This window comes from Geomicrobium halophilum (genome assembly GCF_014207655.1).
Taxonomy (GTDB): Bacteria; Bacillota; Bacilli; order Bacillales; family Marinococcaceae; genus Geomicrobium; species Geomicrobium halophilum.
This window is the reverse complement of the sequence record NZ_JACHHJ010000003.1, coordinates 64,863-77,911: the sequence shown is the minus strand read 5'-3', so window position 1 is coordinate 77,911 and position 13,049 is coordinate 64,863. Positions and strand designations below refer to the sequence as shown.

Genomic DNA, 13,049 nt, shown 5'->3' with positions numbered 1-13,049 from the left:
AAAGAAGAGCTAAGGAGGCATCATATGTTTGTTAATGAATTCGTATTAGAACTTCCCTTTCTTGAAAGTATTGTTGAAGGGGTAAACGATTTTATCTGGACATACATTTTGATCGGCCTGTTAATCATCGCGGGGCTATATTTTACGTTCCGATCTAATTTTTTGCAAATTCGAATGTTTCCGGAAATGATCCGCGTTATCACAGAAAAGAAGAGCGATAGCACCGGTGTTTCCGCGTTTCAGGCGTTTACGATAAGCGCTGCAGCACGTTTAGGAACGGGGAACATTACTGGTGTCGCCCTCGCGATCGCGGTCGGTGGCCCCGGCGCGGTTTTCTGGATGTGGGTAATCGCTGCAGTCGGGATGGCCACAGGATTTATCGAGAGTACCTTGGGACAACTCTATAAAGTTAAGGACGGTGACCGTTACCGTGGAGGCCCTGCATACTACATTGAAAAAGCATTGGGGAAACGATGGTTAAGCATCATATATGTCATATTGATCGTGCTAACATTCAGCATGATATTTAACGCGGTACAAGTGAATACGATCACTGATTCATTCGAAACCGCCTTTGGAATGGATCGCCTTATCCTCGCACTGATTTTAGCTGTCCTAACTTCTTTTATCATATTCGGTGGGGTTAAACGGCTTGTAAAAGTGACACAGTTCGTCGTCCCATTTATGGCTGTCGCTTATATGGCTGTCGCTCTTTATGTCGTTATCATTAATATTGATGCAGTGCCAACACTGCTTGCTCAAATTGTTAATGAAGCATTTGGCGTGTCTGAGATGCTAGGAGGAGGAATGGGCGCAGCGATTATGGAAGGAGCCCGCCGTGGGCTGTTCTCGAACGAAGCAGGGATGGGGAGCATCCCAAACGCTGCCGCAGCTGCAAACGTCTCCCATCCGGCCAAACAAGGATTATTACAATCCTTTGGTGTCTTTTTTGACACAATGATCGTTTGTACCTGTACGGCTTTGCTCATATTATTATCCAGCGATTATTTGCTTGCAGAAGAGCAAGGCGCAGCAATTACACAAGCGGCTATGAGTGAACATGTCGGCGGGTGGGCAACGGCTTTCGTCGCCATCGCTCTTTTGTTCTTTGCCTATAGCTCTGTCCTTGGTAACTATTACTTCGGGGAAACAAATATCGAATTTGTCCGTCCGAACAGTCATTGGCTAACCATTTATCGCATCGCATTCCTCATCCTCGGAATCGCGGGCGGCGTCGCTACCATCGAACTTGTCTGGACAATGGCTGATTTATTCATGGCCCTAATGGCTATTTTGCATATTTTTGTTATCTTGATTTTAACGAAAACAGCAGTAACTGTACTCAAGGACTATACCGATCAGCGAAAACAAGGAAAAGATCCGAAATTTAATGTAGAAAAATATCCGGAGATCAAAAACACCGAGTGCTGGGGAGAGGGAGAAGAGGATTCAAGTCCCGAGCGGAGAAAGTGAGTGTAGAGCCGAAACATGCCCAACGCTGCAAGGTAAATCTAAACTTCTCTCAAACGATCTGTAACTACACGACCACAGGTAGGAATAAAATTCATCAAAGCTTGCGGGCGATTAATAAACAGACGCTTACCCATGTAATGAGGCAATTTATTCCTAGGCGTTCCATTGAATATAACGATAATGTATACCACTGAATGAATTGGATTAGCTGGAACGTCGTATGTGATGAAGTCGACCGTCAGACTGTCTAACAATTTATATTTGGCAAGGAAATGGATGGTTTTTGTCGAATCTCTGTATTCAAAGGAGATGAGCGCATATGCCTTATACCGAAGGTGAAGATAGACATCAAATCATTTCTTGCCAAATACGTTGCTTTGTAGAAGAAGAAAATCCAGTCCGAGTCATCGATACTTATGTTGAGAGTTTGTCCCTGGAAGAATTGGGTTTTCACATGTATTCGAGCACCAAAGCAGGGCAAAAACCTTATCGCCGGGGAGATCTTCTCACGCTCTATCTTTACTGCTATATGAACGGCATCCGTTCCTCTCGCAAGATGGAAACCGAAACGAAAAGAAACATTGAACTGATGTGGCTAATTGGCAAGCTCCAACCAGACCACGGAATTTTATCTGTTTTTATGAAGAATAACCAAAAATCCATAAAAAAAGCTGTTTAAAGAATTCACCTTAATGTTAAAAGGTTTCGGGTTGGTCAATGGTCAACTTGTCGCGATTTACGGCACAAAATTAAAGGCGGATTGCTCTAAAAAAACACTTTAATGGCCAATATTGTCAGTAAGAGGCTAGAGCATATCGATGAAAAAATCGAATGTATTTACGTGACTTCATCGTTTTGGTACGAGACAAATAGAGCAGTGCCTATATGGAATTAGATTACTGCACATGTGTATGGGTATGTCGAACTTATCGAGAGAAAAGAATTAAAGGACTCATTAAGTGAACTTGTACTAAAGTATGAAGGTTCCGATAGCTCATATAAATTGGATGAAGTCGATCCTAAATATATTGAAGGCCAGACCAAGGGGGGTTGCAGGTTTTAAGATAAAGGTCGATAAAATAGAAGGTAAGGCAAAATTAGTCAAAACCACTCGAGGGGAACGACAAAAGTTGGTCATTCATGCGCTTGAGAAATCTGAACATGAAGACGAACAAAAGATTGCTTCAGACATGAAAAAGAACTTAGAGGCTGATGTCTAACATTGTTCAACTAATCAGGCGCCTTAATTGAATAAAAGTTGTACCAGAATAGAGCCATTTTTGGAGATCGCATGAAGTAAAAAGCACTATAAATTCAGGAAAGGAATCCATAATGAGTACAATTGAACTTAAAAATGGAAACAAGGCAATCATTCGCAGGGCGGTGGTAGAAGATGCAGAACAACTTCTAACCTTAAGTCAATCGATTATTGAAGAAGGGAATTATATGGTAACGAGTCCGGGAGAATTAAACATTACCGTTGATGAAGAGAAGCAATGGATTGGTGAACATATTGACAGCCCCGGCTTTGCAATATTTGTTGCAGAAATCGATACAAAGATTGTGGGATTTATAAATTTTCAAAACGGATCGAGAAAAAATATTGAGCATAGTGGGAGCTTTGGAATGTCAGTTGAGAAATATACACGGGAACTGGGAATTGGTCAGTCATTAATAAGGGTACTTCTTGAATGGGCTCAAAATAATTCATTGATTGAAAAAGTGGGGCTAAGTGTGTTTGCTGATAACCACCGTGCGATTCAGATATATAAAAAGTTTGGTTTTGAAGTAGAAGGCCGCAGGAAAAAAGAAATCAAAAAGTCAGATGGACAGTACATTGATGATATTTTGATGTATAGATTTGTTTAGGTTTTTTCACTAAACAAGGTGCTTTAATGGGAATAAAAGTTGTGCCAGAATCTAGGCCAGATCATCTTAGAGAAGGATGCCATACATAAATGGAAAATGCCTTGTTTGAATTTTTTTATTCGACCTGTCGCATCGGAGAAAATTTCAAATTAAATCGGGATGATATAAATTTCTCGGCTAATTCGGTCATTGTGCAAGGCAAAGGTGATAAGGAACGAAAGTTTATTTTAATATCAGATGTGGAATTTGGTTGAAAAGGTATGTGGATGCACGTGAAGATGATGAACCTCGCTTGTTTGTCACAGAGCGCCGACCCAAACGCCGAATGAGTATCGATTCCTTGAGGTACATTATCAAACGTATTTCGAATCGTGTCGGAATTAGGAAAAGCATTTATCCTCATCAATTGCGTCACAGTTATGCGACACACATGGTTGACAATGGTGCCCCTCTTGAAATGATTCAAAGCCTTCTTGGCCATGAAAAGAGTGAAAAAACAAGGATTTATGCTCATCTCAGTGGAAAATTAAGATACGATCTATATACCAAATACTTTTAAACATGGTAGGGGGAGGAATACATGATGAAAACATTTGCGAAGACAGCATCCACGATTTTTCTGAGTGTAGCAATGTTATCGGCTTGTGGGGATGGTGAAGAGGATACGATAGGTAATGAAGTTCCGGACACTGACAATGATACAAATGAAGTTGGTGACGGTACGGACGAGGAAGATGATGACGAAGAGGAAAACGAAGAAGTCTCAAGCGATACTAACATGAGTGAAGATGATTCAAGTAAAAACGAAGAAGCTCATCAGGATAATGATCAAGCAAACAATAACGAAGACTATACGGAAAGCAATGATACAAGTGAAGAAGGAGATAACATGGAAGAGGAAGTTATAGACACCCCTGAAACAGGTTATGACCCTGAAGAAGTGACCGGAACAGAGGAACCTGATCAGGATGGGAATGTCGTGTATCCAGGAGTGTTAGAAAATCTTGAGATGCCTTATATTTACGAAAACACCGTTGTGTATAACGGCACCATCAACCCTGAACAAAACATTAGATTTGAACTGCCTAATCAGCATCAAGACGATACAAGGTCCGTAGATCCATATGTTTCTGAAGAAGGAGACTTTTCCATATCGCTTGGTGTGCTAAAACTTGAAGCAGGCGACGAGCTCATTGTATACGTAATGGGCGGAATGCCTCATGAACAGCAATTTAGACTACCGATTCAGCCGGAAGAAGAAGGAAAAGAAGTGGTAGAAAGCAGTGCGGATACCAGTGATTTAGAAGCTAGTATTCAAGAAGAAACTTCAGTGTATGAAATGAACCCGGATCAATTCGACCCGGATGAAAATATGTATCAATATCATGTCGAAACTGTCGGAGATGCGGAAAGTGTTTATTTGGGATATGAGGGTGATAGTCAGTTGGAGCAGTTGAAGCACATTTCGGGTTCGACATATCAAATTTATTTTGCTGAAGAGCCTGATCAGACCGTTTATTTCTATATTGTGGCGTCTGGTGTGACCACAACCATAGAAGAGCAAATACCTGAGGAGAATGAATCTACAGACAGTGAATGAAATAGAGTCTGTGTCCACCTGGAGATTCAAGTTATAATTAGCAATTATTGGGAGGTTATCTATGGGGAAATTATTCAAAAGTTTTCATAAGGAATCAAGTTGGCCACCTGTTTTTCATCCGAAATCATCCGGGAAAGATGATGAAGCTGATCTTGGAAACAAAATTAATTTGGATTCATACCAACCAGAAATGACTGGCTGACCTTATAATACGAAGGGCCATTTTGTTGAAGACCCAACCCCTAAAGGAGGGTTTCACGTGAGTAATAATAAACGATGGAGAGTAGGAGTTTTTTTATTTGATGATGTAGAGGTTTTAGACTTCGCAGGTCCCTTTGAGGTTTTTTCTGTAACAACGTTAGAAAACGGTGAAAAACCTTTCGCCGTAGAAACAGTATCGGAAACAGGTAAAATGGTGATTGCTCGGAATGGTTTAAAAGTACAGCCAGATTATAGCATTGATAAAATGCCGCAATTTGATATTCTAATCATTCCTGGTGGTTTGGGAGCCAGAGAACGAGAAATACATAATGAAAACGTTATAAAGTGGATTGAAAACCAAAAGCAAAACGTTCAACTTATGGCCTCTGTATGTACAGGTTCCTTACTGTTAGCAAAAGCAGGTTTATTAAAAAACAGAAAATGTACAACTCACTGGGCGAGTCTTGAAAGGTTAGAAAAAGAATTTCCAGAAGTCAATGTAAAACAAAACGTCAAATTTGTAGATGACAAAGATATTATTACGTCTGGCGGAATTTCAGCAGGTATCAATATGTCTTTTCATATCGTCAAACGATTGTTAGGTGAAAAGGTAGCCCGGAAAACGGCTGAAAGAATGGAATATGATATCGTAGTTTAAACCATTAAACTCGGGCGCTGATGCGGGTGCGAAACGTTCCTGACTCAAATGAAATGTGGAGACACAATTTCGGTAAAAGTCAGGCATTCTAGATTTAAAACTGAAGGATTATGTTGAGGAGTGAATGGTGAAGTAACGCTCTGAAAGGCTCCCCCTGCGTCGAATAGCACGCTGTTTAGTAGGGAAGAGTGTGTTATAAGCTAGGCTAATAGGCGCGAGAATTTACCGTAACAGTCCGGTTGACGAAAGCCTACCCGATGGGGTGGTGTAGATCATGGCGCTTGGGTTGAACAGATATGGTGAGCATGCAATGTAAAATACAATAAGATACTGTATTGCTGACGAACTTCTGAATGTACGGGTCTAGACGCGCATGATACAGAAATGTATCAACTACCAAATGTAGGGTTAGCTGTGGATGACTAAGAATCTGTTATATGTGAAATTAGTGAAGAAAAATCAAAAGTGGTTAATCTGAAGAAAAATCATCAGAGTTTTTAGGCTTTCGCATTAAAGCCCATCGTAAAGAGACGAACAAGGGAATACGCTATGTCGCTCGTTCACACATGACCAAAAAGGCACTTGATAAGGCACAAACAAAGATAAAAAAAGCTGTAAAGAACATTCAGAAACACCAAACAGCTGAGAACGTTTGGCGATTCAATCTGGTTATCTTGAGCATACAGAATTACTATTCGGCAGCGTCACGGATAACGATAGACTTAAGTAAGCTGAACAATCGTCTTAATAAAGCACTCCATAATCGTTTAAATGAAATGAGAAAAGAGGCTACGTTTCAGGACTTCTCCAAATCCTTACAGAAACGGTATAAGGGATATGAATGCAAACTGTATAAAATAAAAGAAATAGTTCTTGCCCCGATACATGCCCAACGCTGTAAGGTAAATCTGAGTGAATCTGTTCACCCTCTCATTAATCTGAAAAACCGAGAGAAAATACAAGACCTTTTAAACCCTCTCAATTTAAACAGAAAGCAACTTAAAAAGGTCAATGATTTGCGAGAGCAATGTCTGAACGAAGCCATCTGACTCTACATTTCATCTTGCATACCCATAAAAATACTGAATGAATTGGATTAGTTGGCACGCCGTATGCGATGAAAGTCGCACGTGCGGTGTGAACAGGGGGAAAAGGGAGCGATAACTTCAAACCCTTACCTATCTGTATAATAAAGGTGTACCTGAATTGGGTGCGATCGTTATTGGCTTTTACAAATTTAAGGAGAATTTAAATTGCTTACAATGAATTCAATGAGAAACATCTTTCTTGTACTTATTATTCTTGAGTACTCAAGGATTTATATCGAGAAAAAAAGGAAATTTAGAACATGCGAAACGTTTTTTCGGCGCAGCAATAGCCGCGTTTCTAATTACATTAGTTCCAATAATTATGCGATTAATAACCTAGTTTAAAAAGATGCTTTTCATCAGCATAATTTTCATATTTGTGAGGTAGATTGTATGAAACAAATTATAGCTCTTGGAGGTGGCGGGTTTTCAATGGAACCTGAAAATCCAATATTGGACCAATATGTTCTAAGGCAGGCTTCCACGACAACTCCAAGTATATGTTTCTTGCCTACTGCAAGTGGAGATGCAGAAGGTTATATTTCAAGATTTTATAAATTTTTTAATCAGCAAGAATGCCGTCCTACCCATTTATCTTTATTTAACCCGCCAACAAGGGATTTAGATAGTTTTATTATGGAAAATGATATTATATATGTCGGTGGCGGAAATACAAAAAATTTGTTAGCACTTTGGAGAGATTGGGGTATAGATAAAATTCTAAAAAAAGCCTGGAAAGAAGGAAAGGTATTGGCAGGAATCAGCGCTGGTTCATTATGCTGGTTTGAGGAAGGAGTTACCGATTCTTTTGGTGATGGGTTAGATTCCCTTAAATGTCTCGGATTTCTTAAAGGTAGTCATTGCCCGCACTATGATGGAGAAAAGGAGCGAAGGCCAAATTATCATAAAATGGTGGGATCACGTGAAATCTCATCTGGAATTGCGGCCGATGATGGGGTTGGTATACATTATATAAACGATGAGATCTCCAATATAGTAACATCAAGAAAAAATGCCAAAGCTTATCGAGTTTTTATGGAAGGTAGGCTTGTAGAGGAAATAATGCCAGCTAAATATTTAGGCCCCTAGACTCCTGCCCTGCGCAAACGGACACTTATCTAATGAAAGAGCCCCACGATAAAGAAATCAAAGAAACGCAGGAGAAATATAAAAAAGTAGGCAGAGTTCGACCAAAGTTTAAGGACTTGAGTACAAGAGGCTGGCTAATTATTCTCTTACTAGTTCTGGTACTGTTCTGCTTATTTTTCTTGTGGATCTTTTGAATAGATCCGGATAAATGATTTGGTGTAAAAAAGAGTTTTGAACAAAAGAGCGCATTAATCGAATAACGGTTGCTAAAATGGCGACCGTTATGTATGATCTTACACAATCGAATTATTCGACCTCATTGCTTTTAGTCGGATTGATTCTGATGTTCGTATACCTAAAAAAATGGGTGAAGCTGACGAAAGAACAAAACAAGTAGAATCAAAAAGTCTAGTCATTATGTTATTCGTAATAATATTGTGCGACTTGATTTTCTCAAAAGAATATATGCGGCAAATATTCTTTTGCATTCATCGCTTCTAGCTGTTCGATATAAAAAGGATTTTTCTTAACTAAACAGAGGGATTTGAAATTTCATAATTGAGCGCGCTAATTGAACAAGTGCGTCCTTTTGGATAGGGCAATTATGTGGATTAAGTGAGTGCTTTAGGGTTATTATAGGGATATTAAAAAATGGAGGAATCTTTATAATATGGTAACTGAATCTTTATTCTTAGCTCTAGGATTTGCAGCAGCAGCGTTTTTCATAGGTGATGGACTAAAAAACTTTAAAAGTTCCAATGGCAATGATTTTAATTTTAAAGAAATGTTTAGTGAAACAACACCAGAATTGATAAAAGAAAACCAGCTACACTATTACATCGGTTTATCAAAGCAAGATGCAAGATCTCTAATTCAAGAATACCCAGATATACCACATATAACTATAAATGGACAGGTATATTACCCGAGCGCAAAATTGCGTGAATGGATAAAAAATATAGGAGAGTAAACTCTTTTTGCTATGCAAATTGAATACCATTAACGAGCGCTTTAATTAGAATAAAAGTTGTACCAGAATCGGCATCTATACCAATATTGTGGGTAGCAGCAATCATTCACGCAGTTTATATGCAAGAAAGGTAAATGCACAACCTTAGAATACAACCGGTTGACAGGGAGTAGATTACAGGAGGTTTTTATTTTTGCAAGATGAATATGATCCTCTTAGGCAAAATGCAAAAAAAGAATATAAAAAGAATTTAAGGAAACGCATGTCTATAATATTTTTTTCTATTTTAGCCATTGCGATTACAATTCAAGTCTTATCGTATATTTTTGGTTTTGATATACAGTGGTTATTTGATTTATTGGATCGTTTGAGTTTTGATACATAGGGTATTCCACCCAAGCTATCGCAATCGAGCGCTTAACTAACTTGAAAAAGGATAACGCTTGTCATACTCATAATAACCAATCAGGTAACTGCGGTTATTATAAAATAAAAGGAGGCGCTTATGAACGAGTTAAATTTTAATTCTGTTCTTAACCGATTGGTGGAGATATATGAGTCATTATCCATCGGAAAGCTTATTCTTATTACATTCCCTTCAGCGATGATTGTTACCTTTATTTACTTATTTACGAGAGATGTTTTGCAAATGATTTGGTTTACTTTATTTTAAGAAGGCAGGATCTTCCGTGAATCCATTATCGGGCGCTTTTGTGGAATAAAAGTTGTGTCAGAAGAAGCTGACTATTTTAAGTTTACAACAGTTGTGGCATTTTCAAATTTTAAGCAACAAAAAATAATAACGAGAACGAGGGGGGTGGATGAATTGCCATCGAGGCAGGATGATTCAAATTCAACACCAAAAAGTGATGAAGATCTTCAGAAGGCTACGGTTGGAGAACGTAAATCTCACAATGCGCCCATCACCCTCCATGAATATGATTCACGGTGGCCTGAGCTATTTGAAAGAGAGTCCTACCGGATACGCTCTGTACTTGGCAAAACGGCCTTGCAAGTGGAACATGAATGCCGATATCGGGAAAAATAGGAAATGAAAATGGAATGCGATACCTTGAATTAATCGTTATTAATGAAAAAGATAACGTACCTTGGCAATATCCACCAAGGAATGAATTGGTCTATGGTGAATAATTTTATTTGAAAGTCAAAATTAATCCGCTTCGAGTTTGAAGGTTCCACCGGTTAAGAAACGGTTCATGAATAGACCTCTCGTTTTAGGCGGGAGGTTTTTTTACCTAGGAATGGATTTTCACATCGCTCTTTGACCTTTCTCATGATAAAATTTTTATTGGAGAGGGGTGAGAGGGGTGATGGAAAGAAAATGATTCAAGTAGGACTTACAGGTTGGAGAGATCACCCTGACCTTTATCCTGGCGGTGTGCAACAAAACGATAAATTACAAATATATGGAAGCTTTTTTCCGACCGTTGAAATCGATAGTGCGTATTATGCCATTCTACCTCATAAGAATTATCAAAAGTGGGTCAATGAAACACCTGATCGTTTTCGGTTTGTTGTAAAAGCCTACAAAGGCATGACTGGGCAATCAAATGATAATCTCCCATTTGCAAGCTTGGACGAGATGTTTACGCTTTATCGTGAGTCAATTCAGCCGCTTATTGATTCTGGAAAGCTGGCGATGGTTCTTTGCCAATTCCCGCCCTGGTTTGATTGCCAAAAAGATCATATCGAGAAACTACGCTATTTCAAGAGGAAGCTGTATGATGTACCAGTAGCGATTGAATTTCGCCATCAGAGTTGGTTTACTTCTGAATATCGAGCACGTACCATTGATTTTTTAAACAGATTAGGATTCATTCATACTGTTTGCGATGAACCACAGGCAGGAGTTGGGTCGGTTCCCATTATCCCTGAAGTTACCTCTTCTAAAGCAGCGCTTATTCGTTTGCATGGACGAAATGTGCAAGGATGGCAGAAAGAAACTTCGGGAGAGGAATGGAGAGCGGTTCGTTATTTATACAATTATGGGGAAGATGAGCTAACCGAATGGGTACAGTATGCAGAGAAGTTGCAAAAAGCCTGTGAAGATGTTTACGTTATTTTTAATAATAATTCAGGAAGACATGCAGCTGCTAATGCGCAAACCTTTATGAGGCTTGCAGATCTTAATTATAAGGGGTTAGCACCGCAACAATTAAGCTTGTTTAACTGGGATGGATGGTGATGTCAATTCATGGCCGAAGAGCAATTATATATCTATCATACCAATGATTTGCATAGTCAGCTTAGGCAATGGCCGAAGATTGTTCATTATATGGAAAAACAGGAACAGCGCCACCATTCTCGCGGGGAACATGCACTGTTCTTTGATTTAGGCGATCACGCTGATCGAATACATCCCATTACGGAGGCAACACAAGGAAGGGGAAACATTGATTTACTGAACGCATCACCAGTACAATACGCAACGATTGGAAATAATGAAGGTATCACGTTTCCGAAGAAAAGTTTAGATCATCTTTATACACCTGCTAATTTTCATGTTCTGTTGAGCAATCTATATACCCAAGAGGGAAATCGCCCGGAATGGGCTCAGCCGACGTTAATCACATCGTTATCTTCACAAGGACCTGACATCGGCATGATAGGATTAACCGCGCCGTTTTATCCGTTTTATCACGAATTAGGCTGGGTTATTCGAGATCCATTCGAAGTTTTAGATGCAGAATTGCCTCGTTTACAGCAATCTGCTGATATTGTAATTATTCTTTCCCATTTGGGATTGTTTCTTGATGAGCAAATCGCAGCCTCGTATGATGTTGACCTCATACTTGGTTCCCACACGCACCATCGTTTGGACCCGGCCCCATTCGTCGATGGAACGATGATTACGCAAACGGGAAAACTGGGGACACATATTGGTGCAGTGACGATCACTTATGACTCAGAAAGTAAAAGAATGATTAAAGGTTCCGGGACACTTGTGTCGATGGAAGGGAATCTCCCTCACTCCGAACACACAGAGAAAAAAATGCAAAGTTTACAGCGAAAAGCAGATGATGCATTGGATGAAGTTATTGCCACTCGTGACGAACCACTTGCTATATCCTGGACCGAACCTTCATCGTTCTCGACGTTCCTTGTTCAGCAGTTAAGAGCGTGGTGCCAGGTTGACATTGCAATGGTTCATGCCGGACTTTTACTTGCATCGTTACGGCCAGGTACCATTACAAAAGGTCAATTACATCGGATTTGTCCTCATCCTGTGAATCCTTGCGTAGTCAAATTGAAAGGGTACCAATTGATTGAAGCGATCCACCATTCTTTTACCGAGAAAATGATCCATCTTCCTTTGAAAGGCCATGGTTTTCGCGGTTATAAGCTTGGCCGTATGGTGTTTGACGGATTGGATGTTGAAGTCGAAAAAACACCTGAAGGGACATATAGCGTGAATAAGATTACCTTCCAAGGTGAGGACATCGATGAAAATCAAGATTACAATGTGGCTACAGCAGATATGTTAACCTTTGGCTCGTTATATCCTGAAGTCGCGTCAAGTAAAGAGAAACATTATTATATGCCAGAGTTTATACGGGACGTGCTTGGCTGGGGCTTAAAAAAGGAAGAGCCGACGGTTAAATAAACATTTGTTTAATCGAGGTGGTCGTAGGTTTGATTAAACGTTTGATGAATTCGCCCGGACATTATAACCATCTCTTCATACAATAGGGTGAGACGTCTAGAAAGGGTGAATGACATGCTGGATATGTCCCCAGTTAATGTGGACGGTATGTGGTTTCAGGCTGTAACGATGAAACTCCCAAAAACAAATTTTATGGCCGTCACGAACGACATTGGTTATATTATGTGCGGGGCTTTGGATGTTGGATTACTCAATGAAAAATTAGCAGATCGAGGCATTGTGGCCGGTCGTGCTGTTGGTGTACGAACGGTAGACCAATTGCTTGAGGCACCGTTAGAATCGGTAACGCTTGCGGCTGAGTCCCGAGGGATTTACGCCGGAATGACTGGCCGTGAAGCTTTATTGAGAATGCAGGAATAAGAAAGAGTTGCTTACGCTTCTGTGCATGGCGCAGAAGCGTTGTCTAAAGGAGATGA

15 protein-coding genes and 2 pseudogenes are annotated in these 13,049 nt (G+C 39.8%); all 17 read left to right on the top strand.

Going from position 1 to position 13,049, the window contains the following annotated elements:
• Positions 1 to 24 precede the first annotated feature (24 nt).
• The 17 genes and pseudogenes from HNR44_RS10830 (at position 25) to HNR44_RS10760 (ending at position 12,993) form a co-directional block, all read left to right on the top strand.
• Entirely contained in the window at positions 25 to 1,473 is a 1,449-nt protein-coding gene (locus HNR44_RS10830; RefSeq protein ID WP_184404294.1) for an alanine/glycine:cation symporter family protein, read from the top strand.
• 8 nt (positions 1,474 to 1,481) lie between these two features.
• Positions 1,482 to 1,655, top strand: a pseudogene (locus HNR44_RS18160) (group II intron reverse transcriptase/maturase); the annotation flags it as partial.
• A 137-nt stretch (positions 1,656 to 1,792) separates the two neighbouring features.
• Positions 1,793 to 2,152, top strand: coding sequence for a transposase (locus HNR44_RS10825; protein ID WP_184404293.1), 360 nt, complete (start codon positions 1,793 to 1,795; stop codon positions 2,150 to 2,152).
• Between the two features lie 228 nt (positions 2,153 to 2,380).
• Entirely contained in the window at positions 2,381 to 2,536 is a 156-nt protein-coding gene (locus HNR44_RS18095; RefSeq protein WP_425489454.1) for a hypothetical protein, read from the top strand.
• A 269-nt stretch (positions 2,537 to 2,805) separates the two neighbouring features.
• The gene (locus HNR44_RS10820) at positions 2,806 to 3,342 is read left to right on the top strand and encodes a GNAT family N-acetyltransferase (protein ID WP_184404292.1); all 537 of its coding nucleotides are present in this window, start codon (positions 2,806 to 2,808) and stop codon (positions 3,340 to 3,342) included.
• 56 nt (positions 3,343 to 3,398) lie between these two features.
• Positions 3,399 to 3,901: pseudogene (locus HNR44_RS10815) on the top strand (tyrosine-type recombinase/integrase); the annotation flags it as partial.
• 21 nt (positions 3,902 to 3,922) lie between these two features.
• Positions 3,923 to 4,942: a hypothetical protein gene (locus tag HNR44_RS10810; RefSeq protein WP_184404291.1), complete on the top strand. Its 1,020-nt coding sequence runs from the start codon at positions 3,923 to 3,925 to the stop codon at positions 4,940 to 4,942.
• A 61-nt stretch (positions 4,943 to 5,003) separates the two neighbouring features.
• On the top strand, positions 5,004 to 5,144 hold the full coding sequence (locus HNR44_RS10805; protein ID WP_184404290.1) for a hypothetical protein: 141 nt from the start codon (positions 5,004 to 5,006) through the stop codon (positions 5,142 to 5,144).
• 57 nt (positions 5,145 to 5,201) lie between these two features.
• Positions 5,202 to 5,801: a DJ-1/PfpI family protein gene (locus HNR44_RS10800; RefSeq protein WP_184404289.1), complete on the top strand. Its 600-nt coding sequence runs from the start codon at positions 5,202 to 5,204 to the stop codon at positions 5,799 to 5,801.
• Between the two features lie 1,481 nt (positions 5,802 to 7,282).
• Positions 7,283 to 7,978 (top strand): Type 1 glutamine amidotransferase-like domain-containing protein, encoded by a 696-nt coding sequence (locus tag HNR44_RS10795; protein ID WP_184404288.1) that lies wholly within the window; start codon positions 7,283 to 7,285, stop codon positions 7,976 to 7,978.
• A 670-nt stretch (positions 7,979 to 8,648) separates the two neighbouring features.
• Positions 8,649 to 8,948 carry a DNA-binding protein gene (locus HNR44_RS10790; RefSeq protein WP_184404287.1) on the top strand — a complete coding sequence of 100 codons (300 nt, stop codon included), beginning with the start codon at positions 8,649 to 8,651 and terminating at the stop codon, positions 8,946 to 8,948.
• A gap of 193 nt (positions 8,949 to 9,141) precedes the next feature.
• Entirely contained in the window at positions 9,142 to 9,333 is a 192-nt protein-coding gene (locus HNR44_RS10785; protein WP_184404286.1) for a hypothetical protein, read from the top strand.
• Positions 9,334 to 9,453: 120 nt separating this feature from the next.
• The gene (locus tag HNR44_RS10780) at positions 9,454 to 9,621 is read left to right on the top strand and encodes a hypothetical protein (RefSeq protein WP_184404285.1); all 168 of its coding nucleotides are present in this window, start codon (positions 9,454 to 9,456) and stop codon (positions 9,619 to 9,621) included.
• 153 nt (positions 9,622 to 9,774) lie between these two features.
• Positions 9,775 to 9,996: a GrpB family protein gene (locus HNR44_RS10775; RefSeq protein ID WP_246407337.1), complete on the top strand. Its 222-nt coding sequence runs from the start codon at positions 9,775 to 9,777 to the stop codon at positions 9,994 to 9,996.
• 294 nt (positions 9,997 to 10,290) lie between these two features.
• A complete protein-coding gene (locus HNR44_RS10770; protein WP_184404284.1) occupies positions 10,291 to 11,154 on the top strand; it encodes a DUF72 domain-containing protein in 864 nt (287 codons plus the stop codon).
• A 9-nt stretch (positions 11,155 to 11,163) separates the two neighbouring features.
• Complete coding sequence (locus HNR44_RS10765; protein ID WP_184404283.1) at positions 11,164 to 12,573, top strand: bifunctional metallophosphatase/5'-nucleotidase; 1,410 nt, start codon at positions 11,164 to 11,166, stop codon at positions 12,571 to 12,573.
• Between the two features lie 114 nt (positions 12,574 to 12,687).
• Complete coding sequence (locus HNR44_RS10760) at positions 12,688 to 12,993, top strand: YunC family protein (protein WP_184404282.1); 306 nt, start codon at positions 12,688 to 12,690, stop codon at positions 12,991 to 12,993.
• Positions 12,994 to 13,049: the final 56 nt, after the last annotated feature.